Raw genomic sequence first — 13,195 nt, forward strand, 5'->3', positions numbered from 1 at the left:
AGGGCGTCGGCTAGTCGATTCCGAGTTTCTTCAGGCGGTAGCGCAACTGGCGGAAGCTGAGGCCGAGCAGGCGCGCGGCCGCCGTGCGGTTGCCGCCAGTTTGCTGCAGGGCCGTGGCGATGGCCTGGCGCTCCTGCGCGGCGAGCTGGTCGTCCAGTGCGCGGTCGGCCTCGTTGCGGGGGCTGTGGTCGGGCTCCGGCGGACTGTCCGGGGCACTGTACATGACGGGGTCGGTACTCAGGCCACTGGCGGGAAGGTCGATGTTGTCGGCGTTGATCAGCGGACCCTCGCACAGGGTGGCGGCGCGCTCCAGGATGTTCTCCAGTTCGCGGACGTTGCCCGGGAAGCCGTGCCCCTGCAGGGCCGCGAGGGCACCGGGGGCCAGTTCCAGGTCGCCGGTCTGCCACTGCTCGCTGATACGCCGCAGGATGCGCGTGGCGAGATGCTCGATGTCGTCGCGGCGGCTGCGCAGGGGTGGGACCTTCAGTTCGATCACGTTGAGGCGGTAGTACAGATCCTGGCGGAAGCGCCCCTCGCGTACGGCCTTCTCGAGGTCGTGATGGGTGGCGCTGAGGATGCGCACGTCCACCGGGATCTCGCGGGTGCCGCCGACCGGCTTGATCGCACGTTCCTGGATGGCGCGCAGCAGCTTGACCTGCATCGGCAGTGGCAGGTCGGCGACCTCGTCGAGGAACAGTGTGCCGCCGTCGGCGGACTGGAACAGCCCGGTGTGGTCCTGAGTGGCCCCGGTGAAGGCGCCCTTGCGGTGGCCGAAGAACTCGCTTTCCATCAGCTCGCCGGGTATCGCGCCGCAGTTGACGGGTACGAAGGGTCGCTTCGCGCGCGGCCCGAGGCGATGGATCTCGCGCGCGACCAGTTCCTTGCCGGACCCGGATTCCCCGGAGATGAACACCGGCGCCTGGCTGCGCGCGAGCTTGTGGATGGTGGCGCGCAGGCGCTGCATGGGCTCGGAACGTCCCAGTAGTGGGCTGCCGTCGTTGGCGTCCAGTGGCGCGGCCTCCGGGTGTTCTTCGGCGCCGGTGGCGGAGGGCTCCAGGCGCAGCGCGGCATCGATCAGTTCGCGGAGCTGTTTCAGGTCCACCGGTTTGCTGACGAAGTCGAAGGCCCCGAGCTTCAGGGCCTGCACGGCGGTGTCCACGCTGCCGTGGGCGGTGATGACGGCGACCGGCAGGTCGGGGCGTTCGGCCTGGATGTGGCGGACCAGGTCGAGCCCGTCACCATCCGGCAGGCGCATGTCGGTCAGGCAGAGGTCGAAAGACTGTTGCGCGAGGAGATCGTGCGCCGCCTGCAGGTGGTTCGCGGTCGTCGCCTCCAGCCCCATGCGGGCCAGGGTGATCTCCAGCAGTTCGCAGATGTCGGGCTCATCGTCCACGACCAGCACGTGGCGGATACTCATGCGCCTGGTTCCTTGTTCTGCGGCGGCGGATCGTCGGTGTCCAGGGGAGCGAACAGGATGCGGAAACAGCCTCCGGTGGGCGTATGGACGTATTCCAGCGAGGCCCCGTTGTTTTCGCACAGCATGCGCGAGATGTACAGGCCCAGCCCGGTGCCACCGGCGCGCCCGGAGACAAACGGTTCGAACAGGTCCTTCTCCTGTTCCACGGAGATCCCCGGGCCGGCGTCGATCACATCCAGACTGACCACACGCGCCACCTGGCCGGCCCCGCCGCGCAGCACGATGGGCGGACTGTCCGGCGCATCGTGGCCCCCGTGGATGCGCGCGTTGGTGCACAGGTTCCACAGGATCTGGTTGAGCTGGGAGCGGTCGAACTGGATTTCGGAGTCCGCCGGCTCGATCCGGGCGTGCAGGGTCTCGCGCGGTAGCTGCAGGGCGCCGCAGAACTCCTCGGCAAAGCGATCGACCGCCTCCTGCAGGTTCATGCGCTCGCGCTGGCCGTTCTCGCGCCGCGACAGGCTGAGGACATTGGAGATCAGCTCGTTCACCCGCTTGCTCTGGTTGTTGATGATGTCCAGCAGGCGCTGATCATGGGGCTGCAGGTCCGGGGATTCGCCGAGCAGCTGTGCGCTATGGCTGATGGCGCCCAGCGGGTTGCGGATCTCGTGGGCGATGCTGGCGGTCAGGCGCCCCAGCGCCTGCAGCTTGTTGGCCTGGGCCTGACGCTGGAGCTCGGCGGCGTCTTCCAGGATCAGCAGCGAGCCCTGATCGCCCTGGTCGCCCAGAGGGGCCATGCGGATGCGCAGTGCCGGCTGGTCGCGGTCGCCCGGCAGGTGCAGGCTGGTCGCGGGCATGCCGCTGCGTTTCCAGTCGCGGATGGCGCGAGCCACGGTCGGTGACAGCGAGGACAGGTGCCGGCCCGGGCGCGGGGGCAGCAGGCGTCGGGCGGCCTCGTTGATGGATCGGATGTAGCCCTCCGGGTCCACTGCGACCACCCCGGCGCTCATGCGCGCGATGATCTGGGCATTGAGCTCGGCCAGGTTGGCCAGGTCCACCTCCTGGCGTTCCACCTGGGCGCGCGTCTCGCCGGCGCGGCGCGCGAACTGGCGCGCGAGCAGGCCGGCCGCGAACAGGGTGGCCCCGAGCAGGCCGGCCTGGGTAATCGCGCTTTCGGCCGGGTCCAGCAGGAGCGTGCTGGCCACCTCCGCCAGCAGCAGGGCGAGGGTGGCAATGGCCGCCAGGGTCAGTGCGAAACGGGCGCTGGAAAGCAGCACGGCGGCCACCAGGGCCGGGACCAGCAGCAAGCCGATGCCGGAGCCCACGCCGCCGGAAATGACCAGCAGGGCGATCAGGCCGATCCCATCGCCCGCGCCGCCGATCAGTGCGCTGCGGGTCAGGCTGGAGGTGTCCGGGTTGCGCGTGCAGCGCCAGGCCAGGGCGGCCGCGACCAGTGCAAAGGCCAGGTAGGCGGTGGCGATGACCGCGTAGATCTGCGGGGCGACCAGCTGCAGGCCCAGGGGCGTATCCGGGAACAGCCCGAACAGCAGCAGGACGACCGCGACGAAGACGCGATACAGCGCGAACAGCCAGGCCGAACGCCGGGTGTCGGCGTCGAGCGGTGTGTTCAACCCGTTCTGGCCTTCCATGGGTGCGGGATCAGGGGGAAACGGATTGAAGTTTCACCGCTTCGGGGCGGATGCCGCGGGCGACAGCGTGTCCCGGGGAGTCTCGAGTCCGCCTGCGGCCGTGTGCATTGCTAGTCGTCCTGGCTGTGGGTGTCGGCGTCCGCGCGGTTGCGGTCGACTTCGGCGTGCGGGCGCGAACAGTACAGGCGGTCGCCGTCGCGGTAGGCCTCGGCCTCCGGCACGTGCACGCCGCAGAAGGCGCAGCGGATCACCGCGCCGCCTTCCTTCAGGCGCTCCGGGCGAGCGTCTCGGGAGACCTGCCTGCGGCTGCCGCTGGAACGCACCAGGGTGCGCACCGCGAGGAACACGGCAACGATGGCAACGATCAGGAGCAGCAGGCGCATGGCGCGATTCTAGCCCGGATATTCAATAAATGACACGCGTCCTCGCCAGTCGCTTGATTCCCCGAGATATTTTCCCGGTCGGGTGTCTGAGTGGACTACGTGCACGTCCCCGCCCGCGCCCCGTGATGCCGGGGCGTGTCGGATGCGGGACGTGTCAGCCGGTATTGCGCATGCCCGCGGCAATGGCGTTGATCGAGCGCAGCAGTGGCGACAGCCACGGGTTGTCGGCGTCGTCGTCCGCCTCGGCGTCGAACTGGCGCGACTCGCGCAGCAGGTGGATCTGGATATTGTTGAGCGGGTCCAGATACGGGTTGCGCCGCTGCAGCGAGCGCGCCAGCAGGGGGGTCTCGTCCATCAGGGCGTCAAGCTGGGCCACCCGCAGCACCTCGTTTACGGTGCGGCTGTGTTCCTCGCGCACCAGGACGTAGATGCGTTCGGCCAGATCCGGATCACTGCACAGGTGGGCGTATTCCGCGGCGGTACGCATGTCCGCCTTGGTCAGGGCCATCTGGCAGTTGGACAGCAGCGAACGGAAGAACGGCCATTCCTGGTACATGCGCTGCAGCTGGGCCAGGCGCTCGGGGTTGTCGCCGCGCCATTGTTCCAGGGCGGAACCGATCCCGTACCACGCGGGCAGGGTATGGCGGGCCTGGGCCCAGCCGAATACCCAGGGGATCGCGCGGATCGAGCTCTTGGAGCGATCGGTCTTGCGCCGGTGCGAGGGACGCGAGCCGATGTTCAGGAAGCCGATCTCCTGGACCGGGGTGATCTCGTAGAAGTAGTCGAGGACGCCCTCGGTGCGGTCGATCAGGTCGCGGTAGGCATTCTCGCCGCTCTGCGCGAGGTCCTGCATGGTTGCGCGGTAGTCGTCGCGGTCCTTTCGCGGCGGCCGGATCAGGCTGCGCGATGCCAGCATCACGCCGGTGGCGCCCATGCCCAGTTCGTACACCGCGGTCTCGACGTTGGAGTACTTGTACGACAGCACCTCGCCCTGTTCGGTGAACTTGATCCGCCCCTGCACGGTGGCCGGCGGCTGGGCGAGGATGGATTCGTGGGTCGGGCCGCCACCGCGGCCGACGGTGCCGCCGCGGCCGTGGAACAGCTGGCAGCGCACGCCGAAACGGTCGGTGATGGCGACGATCTTCTTCTGCGCCTCGTAGAGGTTCCAGGAGGAGGCGAGGATGCCGCCGTCCTTGCACGAGTCGGAGTAGCCGAGCATCACGTCCTGGACGTTGCCGGAGGCCGCCAGCAGGCGCGCGTACACGGGGTTGGACAGCAGGCCCTGCAGCACGTCCTCGACATGCAGCAGGTCCTCGATGGTCTCGAACAGCGGCGAGATGCGCAGGTGGCAGAACGGGTTGCCGTCCTCGTCGTCCCCGGCCAGCCCCGCGAGGCGCCCCAGCAGCAGCACCTCGAGCACATGCGAGGCGGCGTGGGTCATGGAGATCACGTAGGTTCCGATGCCGTTCGGACCGACCTCGCGGCGCATGGCCTGGATCACCTCGAACACGCGCAGGGTCTCCCGGGTGCTCTCGCCGAGGGCTTCCGGGTCCAGCTCCGGCAGGCTTTCCGCGGCGACCAGGTCGCTCAGCACCTGCTGGCGACCCGGCTCGTCCAGGGCGGCGTAGTCCGTATCCGGCGCCAGCTGCCCCATCAGCTCGGCGATGGCGTCGCTGTGCACGGTGGATTCCTGACGCACATCGAGATGATGCAGGTGGAAGCCGAAGGTCTCGACCAGACGGATCAGGTCGGTCAGCGCGCCGCTGGTTACATTGCGGTCGCCATGGCTGATCAGCGAGTCGCGGATCAGCTTGAGATCCTGCAGGAAGGCATCGGCATCGGCATAGGCGCTGTTGGTGGGCAGCACCGCCGCTTCGCCGCGCACCCGCCGTACCACGGTGTCCAGGGTTTCGCGCAGGCGGTAGCGCATGATGTAGAGCTTGCGCCGATAGGGCTCGCTCTCGAAGCGGTCGGAGGCCCCCTGGAAGACGGCGTTGGCGATGTTGCTGTCGGCGTCCAGGCTGTCGAGGAAGGCCTGCGACGGCTGGCACATGAAGGCCGAGTGCGTGAGTACGTTGCGCAGGTGGTTGACGCGCTTGATGTACTCGCGCAGTACCTGTTCCATTGCCAGGCGGCAAGCCAGCTCGGTGACTTCGGGGGTCACGTTCGGGTTGCCGTCGCGGTCGCCGCCGATCCAGGAGCCAAAGTGCAGGAAGGCCGGGATGCGCACCGGCAGGCTGCCGTCCGCATTGACGCCGTAGATACGGCGGATGGCCTTCTCCAGGAAACGGTAGGACTGCGGGATGGCCTCGAACAGGCTCTCCTCGAAGTAGAACAGACCGTACTTGATCTCGTCCTGGACCTGCGGCTTCTTCACCCGCACCTCGTTGGTGCGCCAGAGGATCTGGATCTGGGTCTCCAGCTCCTCGGTGATCAGGCGCCGCTCCTCATCGCCCAGCCCCGGCTGGTTCAGGCGGTCGGCGGTCTCGAAGACCCGGCGCTGGTTCTCCATCGTGGTTCGGCGACGGGCCTCGGTCGGGTGCGCGGTGAATACCGGCTGGTAGTTCATCTCGCCCAGCAGGCGCTCCAGCTCCTCGGCGGTCACGCCCTCGTTATGCAGTTCTCGCAGCGTCTGGTCGAAGGAGCCGGTCCACAGGGGCTCGCCGCTGGAGACCTGGGCCCGCCGCCAGCGGTAGAACAGGTCTTCCTCGGCGATGTTGACCAGGCTGAAATAGATGCTGAAGGCGCGAATCACGCGTTCGGTGAGGGCGACGTCGAAATGCGTGATGTCCGCCATCAGCTGGCGCCGCAGCTCCGCGTCCTCGTTCTTGCGCAGGCTGACGAAGCCGCGGCGCAGCTTCTCCACCGCGTCGAACACGGCCTGGCCTTCCAGCTTGTGGATCACGTTGCCCAGGAGTTCCCCGAACAGGCGCACGCGGGCGCGCAGTTCCTTGTCCTTGGGGAGGAATCGGTCGTGCTGATCGCTTCGAGTCATATCGGGCCTGTGCGCACAGGGCGACGCGTGCCGCGGCCTGGGCTTGCCGGTTGGAAGAATCGGGAAGTCGCGAAAAGGACGGGATTATAGCGCAGATGCGGCCTTCGCACGCCGGCGCCGGGACGGCACGCACTCGCGGTACAGCGCGAGGTAGGCATCCGCGCTTGCGGTCCAGTCGAAGTCGCGGGTCATGCCGGTGCGCAGCAGCTGTTCCCAGGCCCCGTCTTCACGTTCTGCGTATAGCGCCAGGGCGCGCTCGAGCGCGGTGCCGAGGGCGGAAACGCTGTCCGGGGTGAAGCTGAAGCCGGTGGCGGTGCCGGCGGCCAGATGCTCCGGCGTGGCATCAACGACGGTATCCGCCAGGCCCCCGGTTGCGTGGACGACCGGCGGGGTACCGTAGCGCAGGCTGTACATCTGGTTCAGGCCGCAGGGTTCGAAGCGTGACGGCATCAGGAACAGATCGGCGCCGGCCTCGATCTGGTGGGCCAGCGGTTCGTCGTAGCCGATATGAACGCCGACCCGGCCCGGGTAGGCGCGCGCCAGGGCGCCGGTCGCGTGTTCCAGGTCCTTCTGCCCGGAGCCGACCAGGGCGAGCTGGATGCGGCCGGCCTCCAGCAGCGGGGTGCAGGCGGCGTGCAGCAGGTCCACGCCCTTTTGTTCGACCATGCGCCCTACGTGTCCCAGCAGCGGGATGGCCGGGTCCGGGTCCAGGCCCAGGCGGGTCTGCAGCGCGGCCTTGTTGGCGGCCTTGCCGGTCAGGTCATCGACGCTGTAGCGCGCCGCGATATGGCGGTCGCGCGCCGGGTCCCAGTCGCGGTAGTCGACCCCGTTGAGGATGCCGTGCAGATCGCCGCTGCGTGCCCGCAGCACGCCGTCCAGGCCCATGCCGTGTTCCGCCTGCTGGATCTCGCGGGCGTAGGTCGGCGACACGGTGGTGATGGCATCGGCGAAGACCAGGGCCGCCTTCATGAAGGACAGCTGGCCGTGGAACTCGAGGGCCTCCGGGTGCCACAGATGCGCGGGCAGCTGCAGTTCGTGCAGCAGGTCCGCGGGGAACAGCCCCTGGTAGGCCAGGTTGTGGATCGTGAACACGGTGCGCGGGCGTTCGGCCCCGGTGCGCTCCGGGTCCAGTAGCAGTGGCACCAGGCCGGTCTGCCAGTCGTTCAGGTGGATCAGCTCCGGGGTCCAGTCCAGCCCGGCGTCGTCGCGGGCCAGGGCGACGATGGCGCGCGCGAACCCGGCAAAGCGCTGGGCGTTGTCCGGCCAGTCCATGCCGTTGCTGGCGCTGTAGGGGTTGCCGGCGCGCTGGAAGTACTCCGGCCAGTCGATCAGGTACACCGGGAGGCGGGTGCCGGGCAGATGGCCTTCCAGGATCTGCCAGGGGGCGTTGTCCGGACCGGGGCGCGAGGTCGCGTCCACCAGTTCCCGACAGGCCTCGGGATAGCCGGGCAGGACCAGGCGCACGTCCTGCCGCCGTCGCCGCAGGGCGACCGGCAGGCTGGCGCTGACGTCGGCGAGGCCGCCGGTCTTGACCAGACCATAGGCCTCGCTGCTGGCAAACAGGATGCGCATGCAAAAATCCCTGGTTACGTAACCGGTGCGACCGGTCGGGTTTCTATGGATTGTAACGCAGGGGCGGTGGCGGCACTCTGGAGCCTGGAATGCACCGGTTGTGGCTCGGCTCGAATGTGCCTGTGAACATGGATCAGTGCCTTGTTCGCATGCAAAAGTAATTCGAGCGCGAGCGTGTAGATTGATCAGTATTTCCCTTGGGGGGCAGCAGGATGAAGGCGGGAGCGTACGCGGTGGCTGACGGGGCCTTGCAGGTCGAGGCACGGCGGCTGGAGCAGGAGACCCTGCGTGATCTGTTCGCGCGCGACGCGGATCGGGTCCGGCGCGATGTGCAGGAGGTGGCCGGGCTGCGCCTGGACTGGTCGCGCCAGCGTCTGGATGGCCCGGCCTGGGATGCCCTGTACGAACATGCCGCCGCCTGCGAAGTGCCCGAGGCCCTGCGCCGCCTGTTCGCCGGCGAACGGGTGAACACCACCGAGGGGAGGGCCGCGCTGCACACCGCCCTGCGCCTGCCGCGCGCCGCACAGTGCCGAGTCGACGGGACCGATGTCGTGCCTCTGGTGCACGCCGAGCTCGACCGCATGACGGCCTTTGTGCAGCAGGTGCATGACGGTGGCCACCGCGGCTACAGCGGCCGTGCCATCCGGCGCGTGGTCAATATCGGGATCGGCGGTTCCGACCTTGGGCCGCGCATGGTCTGCCGCGCGCTCGCGCCGCATGCGCGAGCGACGGCCGAGGGCGCGCCGCTGGTCGTGGATTTCGTCTCCAATGTGGACGGGGCGGCGCTGTCGGCGGTGCTGCACGAGGCCGATCCCGAGACCACGCTGTTTGTCGTCGCTTCGAAGACCTTCGGAACCCTCGAGACGCTGACCAATGCGCGTGCGGCGCGTGCCTGGCTGCTGCGTCATGCCCCGGATGCGCAGGCCGTGGCGCAGCATTTCGTGGCGGTGTCCACCGCGCGCGACCGCGTGGTCGAATTCGGGATCGATCCGGACAACATGTTCGGTTTCTGGGACTGGGTCGGCGGGCGTTATTCCGTATGGTCCGCGATCGGGTTGCCGGTGGCGCTGTTGCTGGGCATGGACGGTTTTCGCGCCTTCCTTGACGGCGCCCACGCGCTGGACGAGCACGTGCGGCGCACGCCGATTGCGCAGAACGCCGCGGTGCGCATGGCGCTGGTGGACCTGTGGAACCAGAATCTGCTGGGCGCGCAGTCGCGCGCCGTGCTGCCCTATGACGAACGCCTCGCGCTGCTGCCGCCCTACCTGCAGCAGGCGGAGATGGAGAGCCTGGGCAAGCGTGTGGACCTGGATGGCCAGCCGGTCGCGGATGCGACCGGGGCGGTGGTCTGGGGGGCCGTCGGGACCGATGGTCAGCATGCCTTTTTCCAGCTGCTGCACCAGGGCACACGTTTCATCCCGGCCGAATTCATTGGCGTCGCCCGGCCGGAGCACGAGCTGCCCGCGCAGCACCCGTTGTTGATCGCCAACCTGGTGGCGCAGGCCGAGGCCCTGGCGCTGGGGCGGACGCAGCTCGAGGTGCGCGCGGAGATGGCGGCGGCCGGGCAGCCGCCCGCGGTGATCGACGCCCTGGCCGCACACCGCACGTTCCCGGGGAACCGGCCCAGCACCCTGATCCTGCTCGAACGCCTGGACCCGGCCACGCTGGGGGCCCTGATCGCCCTGTTCGAGCACAAGATCTATGTGCTCGCGAGCCTCTGGGGTATCAATGCCTTCGATCAGTGGGGGGTAGAGCTGGGCAAGCAGCTCGCGGGGCAGGTGCTCGCGGACCTGCGCACGGATGCCGGGGCAACGGAGCACGACCCGCCCACGAACGCCACGCTCGACTGGTTGCGCCCGCGCCTGCCGCGCGACGACTGAGCCCGTTCCTCTCCTCCGGCAGAGCGGTCAGACGGCGAGGGCGTCGTCGGATTCCTCGAACTCGGGGACATCGGTAGGCAGGGTGAGCGTGTGCGTCGCACCGTCCAGCCAGTAGCGGATGCGGACCTCCTCCCCGTCGTCGGTAGCGGAGACCGCCGCGAGGAAATCCATCGGCGTGGCCGGGGTCTGGCCATTCACCTCCAGGATCAGGGCCCCGCTGCGCAGGCCGGCATTCGCCGCGCGCCCGCGGGCGCGGCTGACCAGCACGCCCTGCTCGTCCGGCAGCTGCAGGGCCTCGCGCAGGTCTTCGCGGGCCTCCACCACGGTAATTCCGAGGGCGGTCACGACCTCGTCTTCGCCCGGCGGGGTGTAGTCGAACGGGACGTCGGCCTCGAGGATCTCCGGGGCCACATGGATCGCCGCGTCGCTGCGCACCGCCAGCGCCAGCCCGTCGCTGGGGCGGGTGTCGATGCGGCGGGGTTCGGCCTCGCCCGCGACCCGGACCTCGAGCCAGCCGAGGTAGGTGCCGTTCTCGAGGCCATCGACGATCACCCGCTCCAGTCGGGCATCCAGACGCTCCAGCAGGTCAATGATGAGGTCATGGGTCTGCGGCCGCGACAGCGGGACCTCGTGCATCGCCAGCAGAATGGCGCGCGCCTGGTCGGTCCCGATCACGATCGGCACCACCTCGCCGGATTCCGGGTGGCGCAGCAGCGCGATCGGGGCGCCGCTGCCGGCGTCCATGCCGACCGTTGCCAGCTCCACCGGCAGCAGGCGGTCCGGGTCCGTCGCCATCTCGCGCGCCGGAGCATCGGCGGCGACGAACAGCAGCAGGAGCAGGACGGGAAGCAACAACCGGTGGCGGGAGATCATCGCGGTGGCCGGGCAGGGGTGTCCCCCGATCATGGCAGTCCCGCTCCGGGCCGTCCAGAATGACTCGCCCCCCTGCCGAGGATTGCCGTGATGTCCCCCGAAAAGCCCTTTGCCCCGGCCGCCGATCAGAACCGCGGCCCCATCCTGGCCGTGCTGCGCGAGCGCTTTCTCGCCCATGGCCGGGTGCTCGAGATCGGCGCCGGAACCGGACAGCACGCGGTGCATTTCGCCGCGGCGCTGCCGCACCTGGACTGGTATCCCAGCGACGTGGCGGAAAACCTGCCCGGGGTGGAGGCGTGGCGGCAGGATGCGGCTCTGCCCAACCTGCGTCCGGCGCGGGCGCTGGATGTGCTGCGGGATGTCTGGCCGGAAGGCCCCTTCGAGTACGCCTACAGCGCCAATACCGTGCACATCATGCACTGGCCGGCGGTCGAGGCCATGTTTGCCGGCCTGGGGCGGGTGCTGGCGCCGGGTGGCCAGTTTGCCCTGTACGGTCCGTTCGCCCACGACGGGGCCCATACCGCCGCATCCAACGCCCGCTTCGATCAGGCGCTGCGCGCCCAGGATCCGGGCATGGGCGTGCGCGACCGCGCCGACCTGGACGCGCTCGCCACCGCCGCCGGCCTCGCACCCGAGGCCGTGATCGACCTCCCCGCCAACAACCAGATCCTCCTCTGGCGCCACGCCTGAAAACGCCCGGCCACGGTCATTACGGCGTCACGAAAGCCTTGGACGACATTAAGGGATATTCACAGGAAGACGGGAAGTTTGGAAAAAATGCCTTGGTGGGTCGTGGCCTGCCCCAGCCCACCAATCAGTCTTTCTTCCAGCCTTCTCATCTTCCTGTTAGCGCCTTTTAGGGCGCGTGACGAAAGCGGAGGTCAGCAGTCGCCGATGCGTTGGCCGCGCATTTCCATGCGCACGTTCATCGGGCCCATCGGGGTGTCCATCTCGCTGGTCATTTCGCCCTCGGCGCGATCGCCCATGAAGCGCATGCTGCCCTCCATCTGCATCTGGCCGCCCTGCGGATCGGTGCAGCTCATGGTGTAGTCCATGCGGTCGGCGGTCATGTCCATCTGGTCCAGGGTGCAGCCCTCCGGCGCCTCGATGATGTTTTCGCCGCGGTCGATGTCTTCCTGGGTGACGCACTCGGTCGTGGTCTCGGTCTGGTCCGGCATTCCGGCCATGCCTTCCATGATCATGGTGTTCTGGTTCTCCCACAGGCCCGGCTGGATGTTCGGGGTGTCGGCCTGGGCGGCCAGCGGCAGGGCCACGAGGGGCAGGGCGGCGAAAAGGATGCGCAGCATGGCAGTCTCCTGAAACGGGCTAAGGCGATCATTCAATGGTGCCTGCCCCGCCATGACGGGGCAAACGCTGGTCTCCGCGCCCGCGCACTGGCACCTTAAGTAAACATTGATCAGTGGTTCTGCAAGGCTTCAATCGGAGGGAACGCGATGGCATTGCCGTTGTGGCTGGTCGGGGGTGTCGGCGCGCTCGCGCTGGGGGGTGTGCTGTGGCAGGAGGGGCAGTTGCCGGGCTCTTCCGGCGGGTATGCGCACCTGGCCGCGCCGCGCTGCGAGGTGCCGGTCACCCTGCACCTGGCGGGCGTGGATCCGCGCTTCCGCCTGGAGCGCGACGTGGTGCAGGCGGCCCTGGCCGAGGCCGTCCAGATGTGGGACGAGCAGACCCCGGAGGTGCTCTTCCGCCAGCGTGACGGCGAGGGTATGCCGGTGCGGCTGGTGTTCGACGAGCGCCAGGCGGGAGCCGAGAGCCGGGACCGTGCCCGCGCGGAACTGGATCGCCTCCAGCGGGGGATCGCCGAGCGCGAGGAGCGCCTGGATCATCGCCACTCGGCGCTGGCGGCCGATGCCGCTGGCTATCAGCGTTATCTCGAGGATTTCCAGGCGCGCCAGCGCGAATACGAGCAGGCGGTGGCTGCCTGGAATGCCGGGCGCATGGCGCACAGCGCGGGGAATCGCGAACGTCTGGAGCGGCAGCGCCGGGCGCTGGACAGCGCGCGTGATGACCTGGACCAGCGCCGGCTCACACTGGAACGGCGCCGTGACGAGCTCAACCGCGACATCCGGGCACTGGAACGCGAGATCGATGGGTTCAACGAGCGGGTCGCGGAGCTGAACCGTGAGGTCGGAGCGACCGGCAACTTCAACATGGCGGTGTATGAACAACAGGGTGCGGCCCGCTCCATCACTGTATTCAAGGCCAGCGACGCGGACGAGCTGCGGCTGACACTGGCGCACGAGCTGGGCCATGCCCTGGGGATCAATCACGTGGACGATCCGGCAGCCGTGATGCACGCGATGCTGGGGGAAGCCAACGCCGGGCGGCGCGACCTCAGTGAGGCCGACCGCCGCGCGCTGGCGGCGGCCTGCGACGTGGAGCTTGCGCGGTGACAGGCGGGGCCGAGCGGA

Annotated in this window: 10 protein-coding genes; 3 read left to right on the forward strand and 7 right to left on the reverse strand. The window is 68.8% G+C overall.

All coding sequences use genetic code 11. From position 1 onward, the window contains the following. Positions 1-10: 10 nt before the first annotated feature. From D000_RS0104130 to glgA, 5 genes are all read right to left on the reverse strand, one after another. On the reverse strand, positions 11-1,417 hold the full coding sequence (locus D000_RS0104130) for a sigma-54 dependent transcriptional regulator (RefSeq protein ID WP_018872291.1): 1,407 nt from the start codon (positions 1,415-1,417) through the stop codon (positions 11-13). Beyond that, the gene (locus D000_RS0104135) at positions 1,414-3,063 is read right to left on the reverse strand and encodes a PAS domain-containing sensor histidine kinase (protein WP_018872292.1); all 1,650 of its coding nucleotides are present in this window, start codon (positions 3,061-3,063) and stop codon (positions 1,414-1,416) included. Before D000_RS0104135 ends, D000_RS0104130 begins: the two co-directional genes overlap by 4 nt. 110 nt (positions 3,064-3,173) lie before the next feature. Continuing rightward, positions 3,174-3,446: a PP0621 family protein gene (locus D000_RS0104140; RefSeq protein WP_018872293.1), complete on the reverse strand. Its 273-nt coding sequence runs from the start codon at positions 3,444-3,446 to the stop codon at positions 3,174-3,176. Positions 3,447-3,600: 154 nt separating this feature from the next. After that, positions 3,601-6,441, reverse strand: a complete 2,841-nt coding sequence (ppc, locus tag D000_RS0104145) for a phosphoenolpyruvate carboxylase (protein ID WP_018872294.1) — start codon at positions 6,439-6,441, stop codon at positions 3,601-3,603. An 84-nt stretch (positions 6,442-6,525) separates the two neighbouring features. Continuing rightward, positions 6,526-8,013 (reverse strand): glycogen synthase GlgA, encoded by a 1,488-nt coding sequence (gene glgA, locus D000_RS0104150; RefSeq protein ID WP_018872295.1) that lies wholly within the window; start codon positions 8,011-8,013, stop codon positions 6,526-6,528. 212 nt (positions 8,014-8,225) lie between these two features. Between glgA and pgi the strand changes: the two genes are divergently transcribed. Beyond that, on the forward strand, positions 8,226-9,893 hold the full coding sequence (pgi, locus tag D000_RS0104155; RefSeq protein WP_026279754.1) for a glucose-6-phosphate isomerase: 1,668 nt from the start codon (positions 8,226-8,228) through the stop codon (positions 9,891-9,893). Between the two features lie 27 nt (positions 9,894-9,920). On the opposite strand, the gene D000_RS0104160 is transcribed toward pgi, so the two are convergent. Next, positions 9,921-10,766, reverse strand: coding sequence for a bifunctional nuclease domain-containing protein (locus tag D000_RS0104160; RefSeq protein WP_026279755.1), 846 nt, complete (start codon positions 10,764-10,766; stop codon positions 9,921-9,923). 90 nt (positions 10,767-10,856) lie between these two features. Between D000_RS0104160 and D000_RS0104165 the strand changes: the two genes are divergently transcribed. Continuing rightward, positions 10,857-11,456: a DUF938 domain-containing protein gene (locus D000_RS0104165; protein WP_018872298.1), complete on the forward strand. Its 600-nt coding sequence runs from the start codon at positions 10,857-10,859 to the stop codon at positions 11,454-11,456. 191 nt (positions 11,457-11,647) lie between these two features. On the opposite strand, the gene D000_RS0104170 is transcribed toward D000_RS0104165, so the two are convergent. Continuing rightward, positions 11,648-12,073: a DUF3617 domain-containing protein gene (locus D000_RS0104170; protein ID WP_018872299.1), complete on the reverse strand. Its 426-nt coding sequence runs from the start codon at positions 12,071-12,073 to the stop codon at positions 11,648-11,650. Positions 12,074-12,220: 147 nt separating this feature from the next. Between D000_RS0104170 and D000_RS0104175 the strand changes: the two genes are divergently transcribed. Then, complete coding sequence (locus tag D000_RS0104175) at positions 12,221-13,177, forward strand: matrixin family metalloprotease (RefSeq protein ID WP_026279756.1); 957 nt, start codon at positions 12,221-12,223, stop codon at positions 13,175-13,177. Positions 13,178-13,195 lie beyond the last annotated feature (18 nt).

The sequence above is a fragment of the Thioalkalivibrio sp. ALJ16 genome (assembly GCF_000377345.1).
Lineage (GTDB): Bacteria > Pseudomonadota > Gammaproteobacteria > Ectothiorhodospirales > Ectothiorhodospiraceae > Thioalkalivibrio.